This window comes from Pseudomonas sp. NPDC089530, from assembly GCF_050280705.1.
Taxonomy (GTDB): Bacteria; Pseudomonadota; Gammaproteobacteria; order Pseudomonadales; family Pseudomonadaceae; genus Aquipseudomonas.
This window is the reverse complement of sequence record NZ_JBNNVU010000133.1, coordinates 1-10,322: the sequence shown is the minus strand read 5'-3', so window position 1 is coordinate 10,322 and position 10,322 is coordinate 1. Positions and strand designations below refer to the sequence as shown.

The following is a 10,322-nucleotide window of genomic DNA, read 5'->3' as shown; positions in this document are numbered from 1 at the left end:
ACCGCGCCAGGTACTCACCGGCAAAGCGGTCATGCAGCAGCGCCATGGCCTCATTGGCGGTCGGCGACGGCGCCCTGACCGCGGGCATGGCCTTCGAGGCGCTGAACCACGCGCCGGAAGTGGACGCCAACATGCTGGTGATCCTCAACGACAACGACATGTCGATCTCGCGCAACGTCGGCGGCCTGTCCAACTACCTGGCCAAGATTCTCTCCAGCCGCACCTACGCCAGCATGCGCGAAGGCAGCAAGAAGGTGCTGTCGCGCCTGCCCGGCGCCTGGGAAATCGCCCGCCGTACCGAAGAATACGCCAAGGGCATGCTGGTTCCCGGCACCCTGTTCGAAGAGCTGGGCTGGAACTACATCGGCCCGATCGACGGCCATGACCTGCCGACCCTGATCGCCACCCTGCGCAACATGCGCGATCTGAAAGGCCCGCAGTTCCTGCATGTGGTGACCAAGAAGGGCAAGGGCTTCGCCCCGGCGGAAGTCGACCCGATCGGCTACCACGCCATCACCAAGCTCGAACCCCTGGACGCTCCGGCCGCCGCGCCGAAAAAAGCCGGCGGGCCGAAGTACTCCGCGGTGTTCGGCGAGTGGCTGTGCGACATGGCCGCCGCCGACCCACGCCTGGTGGGCATTACCCCGGCGATGAAGGAAGGCTCGGACCTGGTCGCCTTCAGCGAACGCTTCCCGCTGCGCTATTTCGACGTGGCGATCGCCGAGCAGCACGCCGTGACCCTGGCGGCCGGCATGGCCTGCGAAGGCGCCAAGCCGGTGGTGGCGATCTATTCGACCTTCCTGCAGCGTGGTTACGACCAGCTGGTGCACGATGTGGCGGTGCAGAACCTCGACGTGCTGTTCGCCATCGACCGCGCCGGCCTGGTGGGCGAAGACGGCCCGACCCACGCCGGCAGCTTCGACCTGTCGTTCCTGCGCTGCATCCCCGGCATGCTGGTGATGACCCCGAGCGACGAGAACGAACTGCGCAAGATGCTCAGCACCGGCCACCGCTACAACGGTCCGGCCGCCGTGCGCTACCCCCGCGGCAGCGGCCCGAACGCGCCGATCGAAAAAGACCTGGAACCGATCGAGATCGGCAAGGGCATAGTGCGCCGCCAGGGCCGCAAGGTCGCCCTGCTGGTGTTCGGCGTGCAACTGGCCGAGGCGCTGAAAGTCGCCGACAAGCTGGATGCCACCGTAGTCGACATGCGCTTCGTCAAACCCCTGGACGAAGCCCTGGTGCGCGAAATCGCCGCCAGCCACGAGCTGCTGGTGACCATCGAAGAGAACGCCATCATGGGCGGCGCCGGTGGCGCGGTCGGCGAGTTCCTGGCCAGCGCGGCCATTCTCAAGCCGCTCCTGCACCTGGGCCTGCCGGACCTCTACGTCGAACACGCCAAACCGGCGCAGATGCTGGCCGAATGCGGCCTGGACGAAGCCGGTATCGAAGCCGCCGTACAGGCCCGCCTGCAACTGCTCGGCCTGTAACTGTAGCCGCTGCCGCAGGCTGCGATCGCCTCCGAAGGGGGCGTCGCTTTTGCGGGCGCAGGAAGGTCCTGCGGACCTTATCGCAGCCTGCGGTAGCGGCTACAGCTTTCCCCCATGCTCCATTCGCAACAGATTGCCGATGAAAGCCTCCCGCCTCGTCCTGCCCTTTATCCTGCTGCCCACCGGCCAACTGCTGGCCGATACCCTCGACCGCGAACAGGCCCTCAAGCTGCCGGACGTGCTGATCAGCGCCAACCGCCAGGTGCAAGCCCGCAACGACAGCAGCGCCGCCAACACGGTGTTCACCCGCGACGATATCGAGCGCCTGCAACCCTCCAGTGTCACCGACCTGCTGCAACGGGTGCCGGGGGTGCAGGTGGCGCAGAGCGGCGGTCGCGGCAGCGTGCCAGGGATCTTCATTCGCGGCACCTCGTCGGCGCAGACCCTGGTGCTGGTGGACGGCCAACGCATCGGCAGCGCAAGCTCCGGCGACAGCAACCTGCAGTACCTGAATATCCAGCAGATCGAGCGGGTGGAGGTGCTGCGCGGCTCGCGCTCGGCGATCTACGGCAGCGACGCCATTGGCGGGGTGATCCAGATCTTCACCCGACGCGGCAGCGAACAGGGCCTGCAACCGCGCCTGCATCTGGGAGTGGGCAGCCACCAGAGCTGGGAACGCAGCGTCGGCCTGTCCGGCGGCGATGGGCAGACCCGCTTCAACCTCGGCGCCAGCCTGGATGACACGGCCGGTATCAACTGGACCCACCAGTCCTACCCCAGCGATGGCGATCACGATGCCTATCGCAGCAAGTCGCTGAGTTTCACCCTCAACCATACCCTGAGCGACGACCTTGAGGTCGGCCTGAACCTGCTGGACAACCGGGGCCGCAGCGAATACGACAGCCCATTCGGGCGCTATATTCCGGACAGCGGTGTGAGCGTCGAACAGAAGCCCTATACCGACTTCAGCATCAGCAGCATTGGCAGCTACATCGACGCCCGCCTCAACGATCGCTGGTCCTCGCGCCTGGAGTTCGGCCACAGCGAAAACCGTGACAAGAAGCGAGACAAGCTCAGCGATGAACGCAGTGTGTTCAACACCTATCGCGACTCGCTCATCTGGCAGAACGACCTGGCCCTCGACGAGCGCAACAGTCTGATCCTCGGTGCCGATTGGTATCAAGACCGGGTCAACAGCAGCGCAGCGTTCGACGAAGACAGCCGCTGGAACCGCGCTGCCTTTATCCAGCACCGCTTTCGCGCCGAGGACTTCTCTACCGAACTGGGCCTGCGTCGCGACCAGAACCAGCAGTTCGGCGGCCAGAACACCTGGAGCGGTACCTTCACCCTACCGCTGAACCCGGATAACGAGCTGCTGCTGTCCTACAGCGAAGGGTTCAGGGCGCCAACGTTCAGCGACTTGTATTACCCCGACAACGGCAACCCCGACCTCAAGCCGGAGCACTCGAAAAGCTACGAACTGCAATGGCGCAGCCAGTTGAGCGAAACCAGCCGCCTGGAAACCTCGCTCTACCGTACCGAGCTTGAGGACGCGATCCTCTTTGACCCGGTGGCACGACGTCCGGACAACATCGCCTCGGCCCGGATCGATGGCTTTGAAGCCGCGCTGAAACAGGAACTGTTCGGCTGGCAAAGCAACCTCGGGCTGGCCATCATCGACCCGCGCGATCGCGACAGCGGTCACACCTTGCAACGCCGTGCGCGGCGAACCTTTAACCTGGATCTGGACCGGCAGTTCGAACGCCTGGGTCTGGGCGCCAGCTGGCAAGCAGTGAGCAGCAGCTACGACGACAAGGCCAACAAACAGCGCCTGGGCGGCTACGCCCTACTTGGCTTACGCGGCAGCTGGACACTGAGCCGGGAGCTGCTGCTGTCGCTGAAGGTCGACAACCTGCTGGACCGGACCTACACCCGTTCGCGCTACAGCCACCTCGACCCGAACTTCGAGAACAATTACGACTACCGCCAAGAAGGCCGGACCTGGATGTTCGGGGTGACCTGGACGCCGGAGCTTTAGCCAGGCGGCCCAGTAGCCCTACTCAGGACTGAGCAATTCGCAGAGCTTGGCCGTCGCCGCGATCATCTGCCCGCTCGGCCGTTCCAGGCCTTTATCGCTGACCGACAACAGCCGCCCCTGGGCCACCGCTTTCAACTGCGGCCAGGCCCTCCAGGCATCCAGCTGCGCCTGGGTTCCAGCCAGGATCACGTCGGGGTCCCGCTGCAGCACCGCCTCGACACTGACCTGGGGCGCCGGTTGCGGCAGGTCGGCAAACACATTGCGCGCACCACAGGTGCTCAGGGCGTCGCTGATGATTTGCCCACCGCCTACGGTGTACAGCGGCTGGTCCCAGATTTGATAGAACACCTTCACCGGCTCACGGCGGGCATACCGCTGACGCAGGCTGGACAGTTGCTGCCGCAACTCGCCGGCCCGCGCCAAACCACGCTGTTCACGCCCCAGCCGAACGGCGATGGTTTCGATCTGGGTAATGAGCTGGTCGAGATTGTGGGGTTCGACGACCAGGGTCGGGATCCCCAGGCGGGCCAACTGGTCGCGCTGGGCCGGGCCGACGCTGCCGGGCCAGAGCAGGAGCAGATCCGGTCGGAGGCTGAGCAGGCGCTCCATGTCCAGTTGGCCGTAGCGGCCCACGGACGGCAACTTCTGCAACTCAGGCGGGCGTTCGCCGGCGTCGAGCACGCCGACCAACAGGTCGGCGGAATCCAGTTCGATGACGATTTCCGACAGCGAAGGGGCAAGGCTGACCACCCGCTCGACCGCCAGCGCCGGGCCAGCGAGGGCCAGCAGCAGGACTGCCAGCCAACGGCGCATCAACCGAGCTGACGCGGGATACGGTAGAGGTAGAACAGCACCGCGGTGGACAGCGCCAAGAGGACCAGCGGCACCGCCTCCAGACCGACGAACACCGCCAGCGCGCCGATCCAGGCCGGCAGCGCCGCCGCCAGGAACGCCGCACGACGGCAGCCCGCCAGTTTGATCCAGGCCGCCGGTTCCAAAGGGGTATCAAGGGCTTCATGGGTGGCGATCAACGCCCGCTTGTAGCCGCCGAAGAAACGCAGGCTGACAAACATCGAAGCCACCCCGGCGATGAAAAACGGCATCGCCAGGATCGGCAGCAGCGCCTCGCCCTGGCCAAACACCAGGTTGATCACGAACAGCGGCAGCAGCGCCAGCGCCAGGTATTGCCACCAGCTGACGGCCAGGCGCCGCCGGACCTGACCGCGGGTCACGCCCGGTCTACCTCGCCCTGATGCTCGTTGCCCATCATGTGGTCGAGCTTGCTGGCCTTGGTGGCCAGGTAGAGTCGGTTGTGCGGGTTGTGGCCGGTGTGCAGCGGCACGCGCTCGGCGACGACTATGCCCATCTCGGTCAGGGCTTTGACCTTGCGCGGGTTGTTGGTCATCAGGCGCAGGGATTTCACGCCCAGGTGCTCGAGCATCGGCAGGCACATGGCGTAGTCACGCTGGTCGGCGGCAAAGCCCAGGCGCTCGTTGGCCTCGACGGTGTCGGCGCCGCCATCTTGCAGTTCGTAGGCGCGGATCTTGTTGAGCAGGCCAATGCCGCGGCCTTCCTGACGCAGGTACAGGAGCACGCCACGACCTTCGCGGGCGATTGCCTGCAGGGCGGCTTCCAGTTGCGAACCGCAGTCGCAACGCTGGCTGAACAGGGCATCGCCGGTCAGGCATTCGGAGTGCAACCGGCCGAGCACCGGAGCGCCATCGGCAATATCACCCAGGCTGAGCACTACGTGCTCGCGGCCGGTGGCTTCATCGAGAAAACCGTGCATGGTGAATTGCGCAAAAGGAGTGGGCAGCTTGGAAGCGGCAACAAAAACGACGGGCACCGTTGTGCTCCTGATCTGTATGGGACTTGAGATTCGCAGAGGCGGCATTGTAGCAGCAGCTTCCGACAGGCGCTTAGGCTGAATTATCGGACATAAAGATCGATAAGTTAGATCAACGCTCGCCGGGTAGACGTTGGTCATCGAATGGATAGGGCTGATTCCAGCGCTGGAAAATCGGGCGCAAGCCGCCGTTTTTCACCAGTTCGTCCATCCGTCGATCGAACAATGCGCGCAGTTCCCGCCCCCGTTCATTGTCGGCAAAGCCCAGGAACAGCGGCAGCTCGACCAGGTGGGTGCGGCGAAACTGTGAGCGGTTCTCGGCCTGGGTCAGGAGGAAATCGACTTCGGTCAGGGCATCGATATAGAAGTCGGCGCGGCCCTGCTGCAGCATCGGCAGGATCCCGACCCGCCGACGGATTTCATTGAAACCTTTGATGTTGGGCAGGTAGTCCTGGTAGCGGTAACCACGGACCCAGACCAGGCGATAGTCGCCGAGGGTGGCCAGGGTCGGCGGCAGGTTCGTCGCCAGCCCGAGGCTATAGATATGGTCGGTGTCGTAATTCCAGCGCGGATACAGGGCGCCCTCGGCCTCGTCCCGATAAGAGCCCACCAGGGCATCGACCTCGCGCCGCTGCACCAGCCCGACCGAACGGGTGTAAGGCACGCTGCGCCGATCGAGCCTTACGCCCTGGGTCTCGAAGATCTCCCGCAGGATATCCCAGCCCAGGCCCTGGCCATCGGCCTGGGTGTAGTTGTCCCACTCCTCGCTGGCCACCCGGATTTCTCCGGGCAGCGCCGCGCCGCCGGCCTGAACCAGGCCAGCGGTCAAGACACAGAGCATTACCAGCAGAACGCGAGCGACCCCCATGGCTGATTCCTCAGGTAAAACACCACACCAGGCCCTGCATCGCCAACCAGGCGAAGACCCCGGCCAGCACGTCGTCGAGCATGATCCCGATACCGCCGTGCACATGCCGGTCGATCCAGCGGATCGGCCAGGGCTTGAGAATGTCGAAGAAGCGGAACATCAGGAACCCCGCCAGCAACCAGTACCAGCCTTGCGGCACCAGCCACAGGGTGATCCACATCCCGACCATTTCGTCCCAGACGATACCTTCGTGGTCATGTACCCGCAGGTCGTTGGCGACCTTGCCGCACAGCCAGAAGCCGAACAGCATGGTGACGCCGAGCATCAACCAGTAGCCCCAGTCCGGCAGCATCTGCCACAGCGGAATGAAGGGCAGCGCCACCAGCGAGCCCCAGGTACCCGGCGCCTTGGGCAAAGTGCCCGAGCCGAAGCCGAAGGCCAGGAAATGCCAGGGATTACGCCAGACGGAAGGCGGCACGTTCTCGGCCGGAACCTGCTTGGGATGATCTGTCACGGTGTCTCCGGAAAATGTTGATAGCCCCGGGTACCCGGGGTGATGTCCTGCCCCTCGGCATCCAGCAGCACCACACCCTGCCCGGCCACGACCCGCCCCAGCACATGCACCGGCCAGCCGGCCGCCAGCAGCGGTGCCAGCTCGGTTTCGGGCAGGGTGAAGGCCAGCACGTAATCGTCGCCGCCGCTGAGCGCCGCCGCGCGGGCGCCATTCTCGCCGAGAAAGCTCAGCAGCGCCTTGGACATCGGCAGTTTTTCGCTTTCGATCAGCAAGCCGACAGCTGAAGCAGCGGCGATATGCCCGCAATCGGCCAGCAGGCCATCGGAGATATCCAGGGCCGCGCTGGCCTTGCCGCGCAGCGCCTGGCCCAGGGCCAGTTGCGGCTGCGGCGACCAGTAATGGGCCAGCAGGGGCTCGGCGATCTGCGGTTCGGCGCGGCGCTGCCCGAGCACCAGGGGCAAGGCCCCGGCGCCGTTGCCCAGTTCGCCACCGACGCACAGCAGATCGCCCGGCCGGGCACCGCTGCGGGTCAGCGCCTGGCCCGCGGGCACACGTCCGAATACAGTCAGGGTCAGGGTCAAGGGGCCACGCGTGGTGTCGCCGCCCACCAGGCGCACGCCGCAACCTTGCGCCATGGCGCAGAGGCCATTGGCAAAGGCTTGCAGCCAGGCGGCTTCGACTGTCGGCAGGGTCAGGGCCAGGGTGAAGGCCAGGGGCGCGGCGCCCATGGCCGCCAGGTCGCTGACCGCCACTGCCAGCGAGCGCTGGCCGAGCAGGAAAGGGTCGCAGGGGTCTGCGAAATGCACACCGGCCACCAGGGTGTCGGTGGAAATCGCCAACTGTTCGCCCGGGGGAACAGCCAGCAAGGCGCAGTCGTCGCCAATCCCCAGGGCAACGCCCTCGCCGCCCTGCGCACAAGGCGCGGCAGCGAAGAAGTTACGGATCAGCTCAAACTCGCCCATGGCAGCTGCAAGCGCGGATCAGCGCTTGAACGCCTTCACTTCAGCTTCACGCAGACGTGGGGCCAGCTTGTCGAGTACGCCGTTGACGAACTTGTGGCCGTCGGTGGAACCGAAGACCTTGGCCAGTTCGATACCTTCGTTGATCACAACGCGGTACGGCACGTCGACGCGCTTGAGCAGCTCCCAGGTGGACAGGCGCAGGACCGCCAGCTCGACCGGGTCCAGCTCTTCGATGGCGAGGTCCAGGCAAGGGGCGAGAGCGCTGTCGATCTCTTTCTTGTTGGCCGGTACGCCGTGCAGGATCTCACGGAAGTAGGCACCGTCGATGTCGGTGAAATCGTTGTCGACCCGGAACTGCGCTTCGATCTCGTTCAGCGAGTGCTTGGCCATGTGCCATTGGTACAGCGCCTGGGTCGCGAGCTGGCGGGCTTCGCGACGCTTGGCGCTCTTGGATGGCTTGCCAGCATCCGCGGGTTTCGGATCGCGCGGGTTGAAACGATCGCTATCGTCGCTAATCACTTGGCCTCCAACTGCGCCAGCAGGCTGACCATTTCCAGAGCGGACAAGGCAGCCTCAGCACCCTTGTTGCCGGCCTTGGTGCCGGAACGTTCGATGGCTTGCTCGATCGAGTCGACGGTCAGCACGCCGAAAGCGACCGGTACGCCGAACTCCATGGACACCTGGGCCAGGCCCTTGGTGCATTCGCCCGCCACGTATTCGAAGTGCGGAGTGCCGCCACGAATGACCGCGCCCAGGGCGATGATCGCCGCGAATTCGCCCTTCTGCGCGACTTTCTGCGCCACCAGCGGAATCTCGAAGGCGCCAGGAGCACGGATGATGGTGATGTCGCTTTCGCTCACGCCATGACGAACCAGGGCATCAACGGCGCCGCTGACCAGGCTTTCGACGACGAAGCTGTTGAAACGGCCGACCACCAGGGCATAGCGGCCTTTGGGGGCGATGAAGGTACCTTCGATGGTCTTCAGGGTCATTCGACAAATCTCTTAAAGAGCCGGAGCGCGTTCGTTACGCGCTCGCCAGTGATATTTGAACCGCGAATTTCAAGCCGCAGGCAGCCGGCTTTTATTCGGAGGGCACGTATTCTACAACTTCCAGGTCGAAACCGGATATCGCATTAAACTTCATCGGCGCACTCATCAGGCGCATCTTGCGCACGCCCAGGTCGCGCAGGATCTGCGAACCGGCACCGACGATGCTGTAGGTGGTCGGTTTCTTCGCCGGCGTGTGCTCGGAAGTTTCGCGGATGTGCGCCAGCAGCACGTCGCCGTCCAGTGGGTGGCCCAGCAACAGCACCACGCCGCTGCCCGCCTCGGCCACCGTGGCCATGGCGGCCCGCAGGCTCCAGCGGCCAGGCTGCTTGACCATCAGCAGGTCGCGCAGCGGGTCCATGTTGTGCACACGGACCAGGGTCGGCTCTTCGGCGCAGATGTTGCCCAGGGTCAGCGCCATGTGCACGTCGCCCTCTACCGAATCACGATAGGTCACCAGGTTGAACTGGCCCAGTTCGCTGTCCAGCGGCTGCTCGGCAATCCGCTGAACGGTACGTTCGTGGATCATCCGGTAGTGGATCAGGTCGGCGATGGTGCCGATCTTGATGTTGTGTTCGACGGCGAAGGTTTCCAGCTCGGCGCGACGGGACATGGTGCCGTCGTCGTTCATCACTTCGCAGATCACCCCGCTCGGCTCGAAACCGGCCATGCGCGCCAGGTCGCAGGCCGCCTCGGTGTGGCCGGCACGGGCCAGGGTGCCGCCCGGCTGGGCCATCAGCGGGAAGATGTGGCCCGGGCTGACGATGTCTTCGGCCTTGGCGTCCTTGGCGGCGGCAGCCTGCACCGTGCGCGCGCGGTCGGCGGCGGAGATGCCGGTGGTCACGCCGGTGGTGGCCTCGATGGACACGGTGAACTTGGTACCGAAACCGGAACCGTTGCGCGGCGCCATCAGGGGCAGCTTGAGCAGCTCGCAGCGCTCGCGGCTCATCGGCATGCAGATCAGGCCGCGGGCGTGCTTGGCCATGAAGTTGATGTGCTCGGCCTTGCAGCACTCGGCATCCGTCCTGCCGTGAAGATGGTGGGTGACGATGGCAAGGATCTGCTGCTGCCAGGTACCGACGTACCGGCTCAGTACTTCCTGCCAGCCAACGCTCTGGTCGGCGTGGCGGACGGTGCGCGGATCGCGATCGGTGACGTTATCGCTCGTATTCCGCAAGAAACTTCGAAAACTCGCGACATCACCGGTGGTCTGCCGCGTGTTGCCGACCTGTTCGAAGCTCGTCGTCCGAAAGAGGCCTCGATTCTGGCTGAAGTCAGCGGCACCATCGCGTTCGGTAAAGAGACCAAGGGCAAGCGCCGTCTGGTCATTACCCCGAACGACGGTAGTGATCCGTATGAAGAGCTGATTCCGAAGTGGCGCCACCTGAACGTCTTCGAAGGTGAACAGGTAAACCGCGGCGAAGTTATCTCCGACGGTCCAAGCGATCCACACGACATCCTGCGTCTGCTGAAAGCACCGCGGTGACCGATGTGGCCAGCCAGGCCAAGGCCCTGGCGGCGCGGTTGGTGGCGTTGGGATAAACGTCGCCGCTTC

The 10,322-nt window shown here is 64.9% G+C and carries 11 protein-coding genes and 1 pseudogene; 3 read left to right on the top strand and 9 right to left on the bottom strand.

Annotated features, from left to right (window positions below; all coding sequences use genetic code 11):
• Both dxs and ACQKQA_RS28265 read left to right on the top strand, forming a co-directional pair.
• Positions 1-1,490 (top strand): 1-deoxy-D-xylulose-5-phosphate synthase (dxs, locus tag ACQKQA_RS28270; RefSeq protein ID WP_427564512.1); only part of this gene is annotated, 1,490 nt, incomplete at its 5' end.
• 139 nt (positions 1,491-1,629) lie between these two features.
• Positions 1,630-3,528: a TonB-dependent receptor domain-containing protein gene (locus ACQKQA_RS28265; protein ID WP_427564511.1), complete on the top strand. Its 1,899-nt coding sequence runs from the start codon at positions 1,630-1,632 to the stop codon at positions 3,526-3,528.
• A gap of 18 nt (positions 3,529-3,546) precedes the next feature.
• Here ACQKQA_RS28265 and ACQKQA_RS28260 read toward each other — a convergent pair whose 3' ends face one another.
• The 9 genes from ACQKQA_RS28260 to ribBA form a co-directional block, all read right to left on the bottom strand.
• Positions 3,547-4,341 (bottom strand): cobalamin-binding protein, encoded by a 795-nt coding sequence (locus ACQKQA_RS28260; RefSeq protein ID WP_427564510.1) that lies wholly within the window; start codon positions 4,339-4,341, stop codon positions 3,547-3,549.
• Positions 4,341-4,760: an MFS transporter gene (locus tag ACQKQA_RS28255; protein WP_427564509.1), complete on the bottom strand. Its 420-nt coding sequence runs from the start codon at positions 4,758-4,760 to the stop codon at positions 4,341-4,343. Before ACQKQA_RS28255 ends, ACQKQA_RS28260 begins: the two co-directional genes overlap by 1 nt.
• Positions 4,757-5,374, bottom strand: a complete 618-nt coding sequence (ribA, locus tag ACQKQA_RS28250; RefSeq protein ID WP_427564508.1) for a GTP cyclohydrolase II — start codon at positions 5,372-5,374, stop codon at positions 4,757-4,759. The genes ACQKQA_RS28255 and ribA overlap by 4 nt, the downstream gene beginning before the upstream one ends.
• A 112-nt stretch (positions 5,375-5,486) precedes the next feature.
• On the bottom strand, positions 5,487-6,242 hold the full coding sequence (locus ACQKQA_RS28245) for a substrate-binding periplasmic protein (RefSeq protein WP_427564507.1): 756 nt from the start codon (positions 6,240-6,242) through the stop codon (positions 5,487-5,489).
• Between the two features lie 10 nt (positions 6,243-6,252).
• Entirely contained in the window at positions 6,253-6,756 is a 504-nt protein-coding gene (locus tag ACQKQA_RS28240) for a phosphatidylglycerophosphatase A family protein (RefSeq protein WP_427564506.1), read from the bottom strand.
• The gene (gene thiL, locus ACQKQA_RS28235; RefSeq protein WP_427564505.1) at positions 6,753-7,718 is read right to left on the bottom strand and encodes a thiamine-phosphate kinase; all 966 of its coding nucleotides are present in this window, start codon (positions 7,716-7,718) and stop codon (positions 6,753-6,755) included. Before thiL ends, ACQKQA_RS28240 begins: the two co-directional genes overlap by 4 nt.
• A gap of 18 nt (positions 7,719-7,736) precedes the next feature.
• Positions 7,737-8,237, bottom strand: coding sequence for a transcription antitermination factor NusB (nusB, locus tag ACQKQA_RS28230; protein ID WP_427564504.1), 501 nt, complete (start codon positions 8,235-8,237; stop codon positions 7,737-7,739).
• Positions 8,234-8,710, bottom strand: a complete 477-nt coding sequence (ribH, locus tag ACQKQA_RS28225) for a 6,7-dimethyl-8-ribityllumazine synthase (RefSeq protein WP_003228649.1) — start codon at positions 8,708-8,710, stop codon at positions 8,234-8,236. Before ribH ends, nusB begins: the two co-directional genes overlap by 4 nt.
• Positions 8,711-8,801: 91 nt before the next feature.
• A complete protein-coding gene (gene ribBA / locus ACQKQA_RS28220; RefSeq protein WP_427564513.1) occupies positions 8,802-9,827 on the bottom strand; it encodes a bifunctional 3,4-dihydroxy-2-butanone-4-phosphate synthase/GTP cyclohydrolase II in 1,026 nt (341 codons plus the stop codon).
• Between ribBA and ACQKQA_RS28215 the strand changes: the two are divergent.
• A pseudogene (locus ACQKQA_RS28215) lies at positions 9,783-10,238 on the top strand (DNA-directed RNA polymerase subunit beta'); the annotation flags it as partial. The gene ribBA and the pseudogene ACQKQA_RS28215 overlap by 45 nt on opposite strands.
• Between the last annotated feature and the right edge of the window lie 84 nt (positions 10,239-10,322).